General features: G+C 70.0%; 14 protein-coding genes and 1 riboswitch. Of the genes, 7 read left to right on the plus strand and 7 right to left on the minus strand.

All coding sequences use genetic code 11. From position 1 onward, the window contains the following. The first annotated feature begins 33 nt into the window (after positions 1–33). Complete coding sequence (locus tag ACY466_RS05640; protein ID WP_463250533.1) at positions 34–735, plus strand: dienelactone hydrolase family protein; 702 nt, start codon at positions 34–36, stop codon at positions 733–735. Between the two features lie 10 nt (positions 736–745). Here the strand turns inward: ACY466_RS05640 and ACY466_RS05645 are convergent, their stop codons facing one another. Together ACY466_RS05645 and ACY466_RS05650 are read right to left on the minus strand one after the other, a co-directional pair. Continuing rightward, complete coding sequence (locus ACY466_RS05645) at positions 746–1,594, minus strand: ABC transporter (RefSeq protein ID WP_463250535.1); 849 nt, start codon at positions 1,592–1,594, stop codon at positions 746–748. A gap of 41 nt (positions 1,595–1,635) precedes the next feature. Beyond that, positions 1,636–1,950 (minus strand): DMT family transporter, encoded by a 315-nt coding sequence (locus ACY466_RS05650; protein WP_463250537.1) that lies wholly within the window; start codon positions 1,948–1,950, stop codon positions 1,636–1,638. Positions 1,951–1,963: 13 nt separating this feature from the next. Beyond that, a riboswitch (guanidine-III (ykkC-III) riboswitch) is annotated at positions 1,964–2,028 on the minus strand. Positions 2,029–2,144: 116 nt separating this feature from the next. On the opposite strand from ACY466_RS05650, the gene ACY466_RS05655 reads away from it, so the two are divergent. Both ACY466_RS05655 and ACY466_RS05660 read left to right on the plus strand, forming a co-directional pair. Beyond that, on the plus strand, positions 2,145–2,861 hold the full coding sequence (locus ACY466_RS05655) for a response regulator transcription factor (protein WP_463252144.1): 717 nt from the start codon (positions 2,145–2,147) through the stop codon (positions 2,859–2,861). 1 nt (position 2,862) lies between these two features. Continuing rightward, a complete protein-coding gene (locus ACY466_RS05660; RefSeq protein ID WP_463250539.1) occupies positions 2,863–4,350 on the plus strand; it encodes a sensor histidine kinase in 1,488 nt (495 codons plus the stop codon). On the opposite strand, the gene ACY466_RS05665 is transcribed toward ACY466_RS05660, so the two are convergent. The 4 genes from ACY466_RS05665 to ACY466_RS05680 are packed head-to-tail and all read right to left on the minus strand — an operon-like array spanning position 4,267 to position 6,972. Next, on the minus strand, positions 4,267–4,881 hold the full coding sequence (locus ACY466_RS05665) for a LysE/ArgO family amino acid transporter (RefSeq protein ID WP_463250541.1): 615 nt from the start codon (positions 4,879–4,881) through the stop codon (positions 4,267–4,269). The two genes, ACY466_RS05660 and ACY466_RS05665, sit on opposite strands and share 84 nt — an antisense overlap. A 34-nt stretch (positions 4,882–4,915) precedes the next feature. Beyond that, a complete protein-coding gene (locus ACY466_RS05670; RefSeq protein WP_463250543.1) occupies positions 4,916–5,341 on the minus strand; it encodes an HIT family protein in 426 nt (141 codons plus the stop codon). Between the two features lie 54 nt (positions 5,342–5,395). Beyond that, a complete protein-coding gene (locus ACY466_RS05675; RefSeq protein WP_463250545.1) occupies positions 5,396–5,884 on the minus strand; it encodes an ArsR/SmtB family transcription factor in 489 nt (162 codons plus the stop codon). Further along, positions 5,881–6,972, minus strand: a complete 1,092-nt coding sequence (locus tag ACY466_RS05680; protein ID WP_463250546.1) for a serine hydrolase — start codon at positions 6,970–6,972, stop codon at positions 5,881–5,883. Before ACY466_RS05680 ends, ACY466_RS05675 begins: the two co-directional genes overlap by 4 nt. Before the next feature lie 102 nt (positions 6,973–7,074). On the opposite strand from ACY466_RS05680, the gene purD reads away from it, so the two are divergent. Both purD and ACY466_RS05690 read left to right on the plus strand, forming a co-directional pair. Next, positions 7,075–8,334 (plus strand): phosphoribosylamine--glycine ligase, encoded by a 1,260-nt coding sequence (purD, locus tag ACY466_RS05685; RefSeq protein WP_463250548.1) that lies wholly within the window; start codon positions 7,075–7,077, stop codon positions 8,332–8,334. Continuing rightward, on the plus strand, positions 8,334–9,488 hold the full coding sequence (locus ACY466_RS05690; protein ID WP_463250550.1) for a pyridoxal phosphate-dependent aminotransferase: 1,155 nt from the start codon (positions 8,334–8,336) through the stop codon (positions 9,486–9,488). The genes purD and ACY466_RS05690 overlap by 1 nt, the downstream gene beginning before the upstream one ends. Here ACY466_RS05690 and ACY466_RS05695 read toward each other — a convergent pair whose 3' ends face one another. Then, the gene (locus ACY466_RS05695; protein ID WP_463250552.1) at positions 9,489–10,547 is read right to left on the minus strand and encodes a threonine aldolase family protein; all 1,059 of its coding nucleotides are present in this window, start codon (positions 10,545–10,547) and stop codon (positions 9,489–9,491) included. It lies immediately after the preceding gene. A gap of 68 nt (positions 10,548–10,615) precedes the next feature. Here ACY466_RS05695 and ACY466_RS05700 point away from each other — a divergent pair, with 68 nt between their 5' ends. Both ACY466_RS05700 and purB read left to right on the plus strand, forming a co-directional pair. Next, entirely contained in the window at positions 10,616–11,248 is a 633-nt protein-coding gene (locus ACY466_RS05700) for a TetR/AcrR family transcriptional regulator (RefSeq protein WP_463250553.1), read from the plus strand. A 30-nt stretch (positions 11,249–11,278) separates the two neighbouring features. Further along, positions 11,279–12,700 carry an adenylosuccinate lyase gene (purB, locus tag ACY466_RS05705; RefSeq protein ID WP_463250555.1) on the plus strand — a complete coding sequence of 474 codons (1,422 nt, stop codon included), beginning with the start codon at positions 11,279–11,281 and terminating at the stop codon, positions 12,698–12,700. Positions 12,701–12,704 lie beyond the last annotated feature (4 nt).

A 12,704-nucleotide genomic window follows, 5' to 3' on the forward strand; every position in this document is an offset into this window, starting at 1 on the left:
GGACGCGCGCCGCGGCGGCTACAGTCACCCGGCATGACGGTCATCGGCGTGAACACGGGAACGGACACCATCGAGGCGGTCCTCGAGCGGCCGGCGGGGGAGGGTCCGTGGCCCGCCGTGGTGATCGTGCACGACGTGTTCGGGATGACCGACGACATCCGCGCCATCGCCCGACGCTTCGCCGACAACGGCTACCTCGCGCTGGTTCCGGATCTCTATGCCCGAGGTGGGCGCACCACGTGCGTGACGCGGGTGTTCCGCGAGCTGATCGCGCAGCGCGGCCGCGCCGTCGACGACCTCCTGGCCTGCCGTGACACCCTGCTGGCCCGGCCGGACACCACCGAGGGGGTCGGCGTGGTCGGGTTCTGCATGGGTGGGGGATTCGCACTCGTGTTGGCGCCCAGGGGTTTCGATGCCAGTGCGCCCTTCTACGGCATTCTTCCCAAGCACATCGACCAGGCGCTGAACAACACCTGCCCCGTGGTCGCCAGTTTCGGCAAGCGGGACGTGCTGCTCCCCGGAGCCGGGCGCAAACTCGAGCACGCCCTCGCGAAGCAGGGCGTCGAGCACGACGTGAAGACCTACGACGGTGCGGGCCACAGCTTCGCCAACGACTTCGGCTCCGGCGTGGGGCCGAAGATCATGCGGATCACCGGCTTCGGCTACGAGCACGAGCAGGCGGAGGACGCCTTCGGTCGGGTGTTCTCCTTCTTCGATCGGCACGTGAAGCGCTGATCCGCCGGGGTCAGCGCCCCAGGGCCGGGTTCCGCGGTGCACCGCGGACCTCGGCCGTGCCGCTCTTGGACTCCATCGGCCCACGGCTCTTGACCCATCGGGTGGGCAGCTTGCCCACCAGTTCGCCCAGCGGGTTCACCGCGGCCGCGAGGACGTCGGCGGTGTCCTGCAGGATCTCGACGCTGATGCTCATCCGCTCCAGGTTGGGTGCGAGGGAGCTGAGCGACTCGGCCACGGTGACGAGCTGATCGAGGGGCCCGTCCTTGGCGGTCAGCCGGGCGACGGACCCGCTGTCCCCGAGCATGCTCTCGATCAGTCCGCCCTCCTGCAGCGACGTCTCGACCACGCCGCCCGGCCGGGTCAGCATCTCGAACGGACCGTCCTTCGCGGTGAGACGCTCGATCGGACCGTCGACCGCGGTCAGCCGATCGAGCAGTCCGCCCTCGGCGAGCAGCCGATCGAGCGGTCCGTCCTCGGCGAGTACCCGGGTGAGCGGTCCGTCGTCCGCGAGAATGCGTTCGAGCGGTCCGCCGGGCTCGAGCAGTCGATCGAGTGTGCCGCCCTTGCTGGTGAGCCGGTCCACCGCACCGCCCGGTTCGAGCAGGCGGTCGAGCGGACCACCGGGCCGCAGCGCGTGTCCGAGAGCGCGGTCCTCGGACGTGAGCTCGGCGATCTGGGTCAGCAGTTGCAGCGGCCCACTGCGCGGGCTGGCCAGGGCCATCGCGTCGAGCGAGCCCGACGCGCCCGCGGCCAACGTCATGCGCGTCGTCGAGACGGCGGCCTCGGCCACCCCGACCGCGGATTCCGCGACGGCCAGACCCACCCGCACCGGCAGTGTGATCGCAGACACCCAGTTCATGGGAGTCACTGTAACCGGGGGTCACGGTGGCGGGGAACCGTTCAGTGCAGCACCTTGAGCCCCACGACGCACCCCACGAGCCCGACGATGAGAGCCACCTTGACCACCGACGCGGACTCCGCACCGGTCGCCATCGCGTAGGACACCGTGAGGGCCGCCCCGATACCGACCCAGACCGCGTAGGCCGTGCCGACGGGGAGGGTGCGCATCGCGTACGCCAGACCCACCATGCTCGCGACGAGTGCGACGCCGAAGACCACCGTGGGGGTCAGGCGGCTGAAACCGTCGGACCTGCCGAGCGCGGTGGCCCAGATCGCTTCCAGTACTCCGGAAATCACGAGAATCGCCCATGCCATGAGAGTTCGTCTCCTGGCACCGTCTTGTCGCTGGCCGGGTACGGTGCGCTCGTCCGGGATGTCGGGATCGACGTCTTCGACCGTAGCAAATCGGGCCTCACCCGGGCCCGCCGCTGACAGGAACCTCACAGCGTGCGCCCGGGTCCGGCCCGGGGTCGCCCGCTTCACTGGACACCGTGAGCGAGAATTTCGTGATGAGCCAACCGCGTGCCGACTCCGCTGCCGAGGCGACCGTCCTGGTGGTCGACGACGAACCGACGATCGTCGAGTTGTTGTCGGTGAGCCTGCGGTTCCAGGGCTTCGACGTGCGCACGGCGTCGGACGGTCCCGCGGCGCTCGACGTCGCGCGCGCCGTTCGCCCGGACGCGCTGATCATCGACGTGATGATGCCGGGCATGGACGGATTCGGTCTGCTGCGGCGGCTTCGCGCCGACGGGATCGACGCCCCGGTGTTGTTCCTCACCGCGCGTGATTCGGTGGAGGACAAGGTGACCGGTCTGACCCTCGGCGCGGACGACTACGTCACGAAACCGTTCAGCCTCGAGGAGGTCGTCGCCCGGTTACGGGTCGTGCTGCGACGCTCGCAGCCCGGCACTCGGGACGCGCCGTCGCGGGTGGTGTTCGCGGACATCGAACTCGACGACGACACCCACGAGGTGTGGAAGGCCGGCGAACCTGTCGCCCTGTCACCCACCGAGTTCACCCTCCTGCGGTACTTCATGATCAACGCGGGGACGGTGCTCAGCAAGCCGCGCATCCTCGACCACGTGTGGAACTACGACTTCGGCGGCGAGGTGGGGGTGGTGGAGTCGTACGTGTCCTACCTTCGCCGCAAGATCGACACCACGGAACCTCGGCTGCTGCACACGCTGCGGGGCGTCGGATACGTGCTGCGCGAACCGAGACGCTGACGTGCCGGGATTCCGATCGGTGCCGCTGCGCGTGGTCCTCGTCGTCGCCCTGCTGTTCCTGGTGGCCGTAGGACTCCTCGGGTCCGGTGTCGCCGTCACCACCGCGCTGCAGAACACCCTGAGCGCCCGCGTCGACGATCAGTTGCGGGATGCGGCCCGCGGGTGGGCGGAGCCTCGCGGCGACCGGGTCCCGGACTTCGCGCCGCCCGGTGACGCCGGCCCGCTACGCCCGCCGAGCGATTTCTTCGTCCGGTCCGTGGGAACCGACGGCGTCGTCCGGACACCCGTCGTCGAGGACGGTCGGCCCACGCCGGATCTCGCTGCGGCCCGGTCCCCGGTACCGGTCACGGTGGGGTCGGTCGGCGACCCGGACGTGCAGTGGCGGGCCATGACGGTCACCAATGCGGATGGGTCCACCACCATCGCGTTCCCCCTCGATCAGAATCGCGCCATCGTGGCCCGGCTGATCGTCCTCCAGTTGTCAATCGGACTCGCCGTGCTGGCGGTCCTCGCGATAGTGGCCTACTTCGTGGTGCGCGCGAGCCTGCGTCCCCTCCGAGAGGTCGAGACCACCGCGGCCGCGATCGCGGGCGGCGACCTGCATCGCCGAGTGCCGGAGTGGAACGAACGGACCGAGGTCGGCCGGTTGTCGAATGCCCTCAACGGCATGCTCACCCAGATCCAGCGGGCCTTCGCCGCCGCCACGGCCTCGGAGACCGCGGCGCGTGAGTCCGAGGACCGCATGCGCCGCTTCGTGGCCGATGCCTCGCACGAACTCCGGACCCCGCTCACCACCATCCGGGGCTTCGCGGAGCTGTATCGGCAGGGCGCGATGACCGACACCGAGATGTTGATGACGCGGATCGGCGGCGAGTCCGTCCGCATGGGCGTGCTGGTCGAGGACCTGCTGATGCTCGCGCGGCTCGACGCACAGCGGCCGCTGGATCGGCGGCCCGTGGATCTGCTGCGCATCGCCGCCGACGCCGTGCACGACGCGTCGGCTCTGGATCCGTCGCGTTCGGTGACTCTGGACGTGCTTCCCGGAACCGGAGTCGCCGAGGTTCTCGGTGAGGACGCTCGGATCCGCCAGGTTCTGGGCAACCTCGTGAGCAACGCGCTCCGTCACACGCCGACCTCGGCCGCGGTGACGGTGGTCGTGGGCACCGACGGCGGTGCCGGCATCCTCGAGGTGCGCGACACCGGCCCCGGAATGTCCGCCCACGACGCCGAGCGAGTGTTCGAGCGTTTCTATCGAGCCGACAGCTCGCGGACCCGCGAGAGCGGCGGCAGCGGTCTGGGGCTGTCCATCGTCGCGGCGCTCGTCGAGGCCCACGAGGGTCGGGTCGAGGTGCGCAGCGAGCCGGGCGCGGGGACCACGTTCCGCGTCGAACTCCCGCTCGCGGAACTATCGACTCGGCAGCTGGAGAACGAGCCCCACCGCGATGGACAGCATGACCACCCCGATGACCGCGTCGAGGATGCGCCATGACGCCGGTCGCGCGAAGAAGGGTGTCGCCACCCTCGCGCCGTACCCGAGGCCGGTGAACCAGACCAGACTCGCGGTCACGGCGCCGGCTGCGAAAAGCCAACGGTCGGATCCCGTTTCGCGGTTCGAGACGGACCCGAGGAAGACCACGGTGTCGAGATAGACGTGTGGATTGAGCCACGTCAGCGCCAGTGCGGTGGCGGCCGCGGCGGATCGCGAGGCCGGGCCGACCACCCCGGTCACGTCGAGGGCCGCCGGCCGACGAGCACGGTTCAGGGCGAGGATTCCGTACCCGACGAGGAACACCGCGCCCGCGATGGTGACGATGGTGACGGCCGTGGGGAAGCGTCGGACGACGGCGCCGACGCCGAGGACACCGGCGAGGATCAGGACCGCATCGGACACGGCGCAGATGGCGACCACCGTCGTGACGTGGGCTCGAGCGATGCCGCATCGGAGGACGAACGCGTTCTGGGCGCCGATCGCGACGATGAGGGACAGCCCGATACCGAACCCGAGCAGCAGTGAGGTCACGGTGCTACGACCGATGGCGGACTCGGGGAATCCGTCAGGCGGGGACGTGCTGCCCGTGGCCCATGGATCGCAACGCGGCGACGATCTTCGTCTGCGCCTCGTCGAGTGACTCCGCGGACGGCGAGGGGTCCGCGCCGGAGATGTCGAAGTTGCCCATGTCGTACGCCGGGAACACGTGCAGGTGCAGGTGCGGTACCTCGAGCCCGGCGATGAGCAGCCCGGCGCGCGGCGCTCCGAACGCGGTGCGGACGGCCTTGCCGACGGTCTGGGCCACCGACGTCAGCGATCCGAACGTATCGGGATCCACGTCCTGCCACTGGTCGATCTCGGCCCGTGGCACCACCAGGACGTGGCCCTGCGTCACGGGTGCGATGGTGAGGAACGCGACGACGTCGTCGTCCTGCCAGACGAAACGACCGGGGATGTCGCCGTTGATGATCGCGCTGAAGACGGATGCCATGGGCGTCACTCTAGGCCGCGGGTTCCGCGGCCGTGTGGGGACGCATCGGTCGATTCAGCGCCGCAGATCGCCCGCGACGTCCGCGGCGGCGAGGATCAGTACCAGCGCGGGGACCACGGTGGTCGGGGCCAGGCGGTAGTCCCCGCGGGTGGGTTGCTCCACGATCCGCGTGCTCGTCAACGACTTCAGGTGGTGATAGAGCTGCCCCGTCGAGGACAGTCCCACCGCGGCCTGAAGCTCGGAAGCCGTCGCGGGTCCGCGCAGCAGTGTGCGCACTATCGCGTGGCGCACCGGATGTCCCAGTGCCGCCAGTACTTCCATCGATCCGGTGGCGGGAAGATCCAGGACGGCGTCGGGGGAGCAGCCGATGGACCACGAGACGTCTCCGTGCAGATGCGTCTCGCCCGCGTAGGAGATGTGGCCTCCCGTGCCGCCGTCCACGGGGTCGGACGCCGACCGTTCGCCCGTTTCCAGCGCGCGCACCCGCGCCTCGAGCGCGGCGAGACGCTCGGCGACGTCGGGTTCCTGCGGTTCGGGACTCACACCGCGCAGGCTATCCGTTCGACCACCGCGGGATCGGTCGCCGCATCCAGGATCAGCTGCTGCTGCGGTGCGACTCCGGCCATCGCGTCGAGATAGTCGGCCTCGTCGAGACCGCTCGTCAACCACACGACGGTGGTGCCGGTGTCGTCGTCGCGGCGGAACTCGAACGCCTGGGTCAGAATGCCCGGCAGGTTGCCCCCCTTGAAGCCCATGGAGTCGAAGCCCGCCGCGGCGGGTCCGTCCGGTGCGGGCTGGTACTCGAGAATGCGGCGGACGTCCGCGACGCCCGCCCCGAAGGTGCCGTCGACGACGGAGCGGTACCACGCGCTCAGGTCGTTCGCAGATCCACGCGGGCCGTTCTCGGCGAGAAACGCGAACGGATCCGCGTCCGCTGACGGCGCGACGATCGAGGCGCGGAACGGAACGTCGAACGCCCACCGCTGGGCGAGATCCCAGGGGTCCCCGCTCGTCTCCGGCAGCCCGAGCGTGCCCAGAACCGTACCGACCAGGCTCGGAACCCGGAAGTCGGACCATCCGCCGGCGTCGGCCGCGTCGAGCAGCGCCCGATCCCCGAGCCGGTTGCGAAGATAGTCCGGTACCGCGTTGTCGGATTCCTGGATCATCGCGGTGACCATGTCGTCGAGTCGAACCGTGGCGGCGGGATCCGACGGCGAGGTCCCGTCGTTCGCGATCCCCAACCGGGTCAGCGCGGCGACGTGCGCACCGCCGTCGGTGCCGGGGACATACCAGCGTTGCCAGTCCGCGACGGGTACCTGCTCGTTCGGATCCAGGGAGCCGTCGGCGACCGCCCGTGCGTACGCGCCGAGGTGAACCACCTTGACCGCGGAGGCGAGGGGGCGATCTCGATCACCGTCGTGAACGAGTGCGGATCCGGTGCCGTCGTCGATCACCACCGACGCGGCGTCCGGGTTCTCGGCGAGGAACCCGATCCACCCGTCGGGAGTGGTGAGATCCGCGGCCGGAGTGGGGGCGCAATTGGTTTCCGTGGTGGGCACGGGCTCGGATCCGGCTGCAGAACACCCGGTCAGGGCGATGGACGTGGCGACGACCAGAACTGCTGTGCGCATGACGCTCCTTTGTCGTAATTCCGTAATTACGGAACAACCTAACGTCGGGCGCGTGCGGTGTCCACCGATGGGGGCCGGTCCTCTGCCAGTACGCTGCTCCCCGTGCGCGTACTCGTCATCGGTTCCGGAGCCCGTGAACATTCACTGCTGCTCGCCCTCGCCGCCGACCCCGAGGTGAGCGCCGTGATGTGCGCCCCGGGCAACGCCGGCATCGCCGCGATCGCCTCGATCCACCCCGTGGACGTCGCGTCGGGCGATGCGGTCGTGGCACTGGCCCGTGAGCTGGCCGCCGACCTCGTGGTGATCGGCCCCGAGGTCCCACTCGTCCTCGGCGTGGCGGACGCGGTCCGCGCGGCCGGGATCGCCTGCTTCGGCCCATCCGCCGAGGCCGCGCGCATCGAGGGGTCCAAGGCCTTCGCGAAGGACGTCATGGCCGCGGCCGGAGTTCGCACCGCGCACAGCGAGATCGTGGACAGTCCGGCTCGTCTCGACGCGGCGCTGAATCGGTTCGGCCCCACCTGGGTGGTGAAGGACGACGGGCTCGCCGCCGGCAAGGGTGTCGTGGTCACCACCGACCGGCTCGCCGCTCGCGGACACGCCGCGGATCTCCTCGAGAACGGTCATCCGGTACTCCTCGAATCCTTCCTCTCCGGTCCCGAGGTGTCCCTGTTCTGCCTCGTCGACGGCGCCACGGTCGTTCCGCTGCTGCCCGCGCAGGATCACAAGCGGGTGGGCGACGGTGACACCGGACCCAACACCGGTGGCATGGGCGCGTACGCGCCGCTGCCGTGGCTCCCGCAGGCCATGGTCGGTCGCATCGTCGACGAGGTGGTCGCTCCCGTCGCCGCCGAGATGGTCGCGCGCGGATGTCCCTTCACCGGTCTGCTCTACGCGGGCCTGGCTGTGGACGCGGAGGGTCCCGCGGTCATCGAATTCAACTGCCGCTTCGGCGATCCCGAGACCCAGGCCGTGCTCGCTCTGCTCGACTCGCCGCTCGGCGCCGCCCTGCACGCGGCGGCAACCGGCACGCTCGCGGATCTGCCGCCGCTGCGGTGGTCCGACAGATCCGCCGTCACCGTGGTGGTCGCGGCCGAGAACTACCCCGGGCGTCCCCGGGTCGGCGACACGATCACGGGTGCCGATCGGCCGAACGTCCTCCACGCCGGAACGGCGACCTCGTCGGACGGCAGCGTCGTGTCGGCGGGGGGACGCGTGCTCAGCGTGGTCGGAGTCGGCGACGATCTGACGTCGGCGCGCGAGGCCGCCTACCGAACGCTGGAGGGAATCAAGTTGCCCGGCAGTCACTTCCGAACCGACATCGGACTCGCGGCCGTCGAGGGCCGGATCGCCGTCCCGTCCTGATGCGCGGCGAATCCGCGCGATCCCGCGTCGAACCGTTCCACGTGATGGACGTCTTCGCCGCGGCCGCGCGTCGACAGCAGTCCCACGGTGATCTGCTGTCCCTCGCCGCCGGTCAACCCTCCACTCCCGCACCGAGACCCGTTCTCGACGCCATGAGATCCGCGCTCGACTCGCAGGTTCTCGGCTACTCCGAGACGCTCGGCATCCTCCCGCTGCGCGAGGCGATCGCGCGGTACCACGCACAACGATCCGGAGTGGTGCTCGATGCGGACGACATCGTCGTCACCACGGGCTCGTCCGGCGCGTTCACCCTGCTCTTCCTCGCGGCGTTCGACGCCGGTGACACCGTGGTCGTCGCCCGGCCCGGCTACCCGGCGTACCGGAACACCCTGGCCGCGTTGGGATGCCGCGTGATCGAACTCGAGTGCGGTGCGGACGTGCGCTTCCAGCCCACCGTCGCCATGCTCGATGCGCTGGCCGAACCACCGGCCGGCCTGATCGTCGCCAGTCCAGCGAACCCGACGGGTACGGTGATCGATCCCCAGGTGCTGCGCGATCTCGCCGCGTGGTGCGAGCGGCACGGGACGCTGTTGATCTCGGACGAGATCTACCACGGGATCACCTACGGCGGAGTGGCCACGTCCAGCGCGCGCGAGTTCTCGACCGAGGCCGTGGTGGTCGGCTCGGTGTCGAAGTACTTCTCGATGACGGGATGGCGTCTGGGCTGGATGATATTGCCGCGCAACCTGACTCGGGCCGTTCAGCGGTTGGCGTCGAACATGACGGTGTGCCCGCCCACGGTGTCGCAGGTCGCGGCAATCGCCGCGTTCGACGAGGAGTCCCTGACCGAACTCGATTCGCACGTGGTGCGGTACGCGCGCAATCGAGACGTTCTGCTGGACGGCCTTCGATCGGTGGGGCTCACCGACCTCGCTCCTGCGGACGGCGCGTTCTACGTCTACGCGAACGTCGCGCACCTGACGGACGATTCCCTGACGTGGTGCGCGCACATCCTGGCTCGAACCGGCGTGGCCGTCGTACCCGGAGCCGATTTCGACCCGGTCGACGGCCACCACGCGATCCGCTTCTCGTTCGCGGGTGCCACGGGCGACATCGAGCAGGCTCTCGTCAGGCTCGCCCCGCACCTGCGCTGATCACGTCGCCAACGCGGCGCATGCCGCCAGTGCCGTCCCGATGTCGTCGGCGATGATCCCGCGGTGCGTCGTGAAGCGCACCTTGCCGGCCACGGTGACCGCGCCGATACCGCGCTCACCCAGACGGTGCACCGTGAGGGACGGATCCGCGGTGGCGGCGAGGACGATGTTCGTGTCGGGCACCGCCACGTCCCATCCCAGTTCGGTGAGCCCGTCGGCGAGGCGCCGCGCGTTCTCGTGGTCGACCGTGAGCCGATCGCGCGATCGCAGAGCGGGCCGGCCCGCCGCCGCCACGACGCCGCCCTGGCGGACGCCGCCACCGAGCATCTTGCGAACGCGGCGAGCCTCGGCGATCCGGTCGGCGTCCGACGCCAGCACCGACCCCATCGGCGCCCCGAGCCCCTTGCTCAGGCAGACGTTGACCGTGGTGGCCCCCGCGGTGAGCGCGGATGCGTCGACGCCCAGCGCGGCCGCCGCGTTCCACAGGCGCGCGCCGTCGAGGTGCACCGCGAGTCCCGCGGCGTGGGCCGCGTCCGTCAACTCGGTCCACTCCGCCACGGGGGTGACGGTGCCGCCGGCGAAGTTGTGGGTGTTCTCGAGGCACAGCAGCGTGGTTCGCAGCGCGTAGTACGGACCGTCCGCCGACGCCTCCCGACGCACCGCGTCGGGCGAGGGTCGACCGGGGCCGCCGTCGTGCGCGAGCGCATGCGGCATTCCCAGCGCCAGCCACGCCGCCGAGCCGAGCTCGGACCCCAGGACGTGTGCGTGGTCGGGCGCGAGAAAGCGGTCCCCTCGCCGCAGATGCATCATCAACGCGATGACGTTGCCCATGGTTCCGGTGGGCACCCACAGAGCCGCGGGCATTCCGAGCGCTGCGGCGACGTCCTCCTCCAGCGCGCGCATCGTCGGGTCGTGGTCGAGAACGTCGTCCCCGACGGCGGCGGACGCCATGGCCCGGCGCATCTCCTCGTCGGGGACGGTGACGGTGTCCGAGCGGAGGTCGATGCGCGGTGGTGTGACGGGTGAGGCGGCTGCGGTCGAATCTGCGGCAATCGGCATGAATTGGACTGTTCCATACCAGTCGTTTCACCCGGATGGAGCCCGGTTCGGTGGCAGCATGTGTTTCCATGTCGATCGGGTCCTCACCACGAGCGACGCCGAAGGGTCAACGGCGTCGGGAAGCGTTGATCGCGGCCGCCGCGGATCTGCTGCTCGCCGGGGGATACGACGCGGTTCGCCACCGCAGCGTCGCCGCTCGCGCCCGGCTCCCTCTCGCCTCGACCACCTACTACTTCGATTCGCTCGACGATCTGGTGATGCACGCGGCAGCCCTCAACGGATCCCGCGAGATCGATCTCATCCGCACGCAGCTCACCTCGGTCGTTCCGGGCACCCTCGGTGTGTCGGACACCGTCGACATGATGCTCGACCTCCTGATCGGGCCGCGTGGTGCAGATCGAGAACGCCACGACCTGCTGCTCGCTCGGTACGAGCGATGCATGGCGGCCGCCCGGCATCCACAGCTGCAGGAGCTGCAGTACTGCCTTCGCGCGGACCTCGAGGATCTACTCGTGGACGCGCTCGCCAGGGTGGGGCGGCCGTCCGACCGTGACCGCGTACGGGTTCTCATCGCGCTCGTCGACGGCATCGTTCTCGGCGCGTTGGGGGAGGAGGAATCCGAGCCGCGGCACCGGGTCCGCGAGGTGCTCCTCGATTTCGTCGATCGGCACGCTCCGCTGGGTGCGACGGGCGTGACCTGACCGAGGGCGCTGGCCGTAAACTCCCCGCTCGTGAGCCGTATCCCGAATGTCCTCGCCCACCGCTACGCCAGCCCCGACATGGCCAGGCTCTGGTCTCCGGAACACAAGATCGTTCTGGAACGCCAGCTGTGGATCGCCGTGTTGCGCGCGCAGGCCGACCTGGGCATCGACGTTCCGGCGGGCGCCGTCGCGGACTACGAACGGGTGCTCGAGCAGGTCGACCTCGACTCCATCGCCGCCCGCGAGCGAGTCACGCGCCACGACGTCAAGGCGCGCATCGAGGAGTTCAACGCGCTTGCCGGGCACGAGCACATTCACAAAGGCCTGACCAGTCGCGATCTGACGGAGAACGTCGAGCAGCTGCAGATCCTGCGCTCGCTCGAGCACGTGCACGCGCACGGTGTCGCGGTGGCGGCCCGGCTCGCCGAACGGGCGGCGGAGTACACCGAGATCGTCATGGCCGGCCGCAGTCACAACGTGGCCGCGCAGGCGACCACCCTGGGCAAGCGCTTCGCCTCGGCGGCCGACGAACTGCTCGTGGGGCTGACCCGCATTCGCGAGCTGATCGAGCGCTACCCGCTCCGCGGAATCAAGGGACCGATGGGGACGGCACAGGACATGCTCGATCTGCTCGGCGGCGACGCGGACAAGCTCGACCGGCTCGAGCAGGCCGTGGCGCGGCATCTGGGCTTCGCGCACGTGTTCACCAGCGTCGGCCAGGTGTACCCGCGGTCCCTCGACCACGACGTCGTGTCGGCTCTGGTCCAGGTCGGCGCCGCACCCTCGTCCTTCGCGCACACGGTTCGGCTGATGGCCGGTCACGAGTTGGTGACCGAGGGATTCCAGCCCGGTCAGGTGGGCTCGTCCGCGATGCCGCACAAGATGAACACCCGTTCCTGCGAGCGGGTCAACGGCCTGCAGGTGGTGCTACGGGGGTACGGATCGATGGCCGCCGAGCTCGCGGGCGCGCAGTGGAACGAGGGCGATGTCTTCTGTTCCGTCGTGCGCCGCGTCGCCCTTCCCGACGCCTTCTTCGCGATCGACGGCATGATGGAGACCTTTCTGACGGTGCTGGCGGAGATGGGCGCGTACCCCGCGGTGATCGCGCGCGAACTCGATCGCTATCTGCCGTTCCTCGCGACCACCAAGGTGCTCATGGCCGCGGTGCGCGCGGGGGTCGGCCGCGAGACCGCGCACGAGGCGATCAAGGAACACGCCGTCGCCGTCGCGCTGGCCATGCGCGAGCAGGGGCGAGAGCCGGATCTGCTCGACCGCCTCGCGGCCGACGACCGTCTTCCCCTCGGCCGGGCCGAGCTCGACGCGGCACTCGCGGACCGCTCGGCCTTCGTCGGCGCCGCCCACGCGCAGGTGGCCGAGGTCGTCGATGCGGTGGATCGATTGGTTTCGCTGAATCCGGACGCTGCGGGGTACGCACCGGCTCCCATTTTGTGAGATT

This window comes from Rhodococcus sp. K11/5 (assembly GCF_055193735.1).